The organism is Vibrio sp. 10N.261.52.C2, from assembly GCF_041471425.1.
Classification (GTDB): Bacteria; Pseudomonadota; Gammaproteobacteria; order Enterobacterales; family Vibrionaceae; genus Vibrio; species Vibrio crassostreae_C.
Genome location: NZ_JBFROH010000060.1, coordinates 59200 through 59452 on the forward strand (window position 1 = coordinate 59200; position 253 = coordinate 59452).

Annotated in this window: 1 protein-coding gene; it reads left to right on the forward strand. The window is 59.3% G+C overall.

What is annotated here, in order from left to right; translation table 11 throughout:
• Positions 1-253 (forward strand): hypothetical protein (locus AB4307_RS20010; RefSeq protein ID WP_372133188.1); only part of this gene is annotated, 253 nt, incomplete at both ends.

Below are 253 nucleotides of genomic sequence, written 5' to 3' on the forward strand. Positions count from 1 at the left end.
CGGACGCGGTAGTGGGTACCTTGTCCGGCAGCGATCTGGATGGCGTGACCAAATACGAGTTCAAACACAGTGACGGCACCTTAAGCGCCACCAGTGAAGACGGTTTCTACAGTGTCGATGCGGCCGGCAACATCAGCATCACGGCAGCGGGCGTTTCGGCGGAGGTGAACGACTTCGAGCAAGGCACGAACAGTGGCGATTACCAGATGGTGATGACCGACGGTTACGGCTCGACAGCGGAAGCGACGGTGAC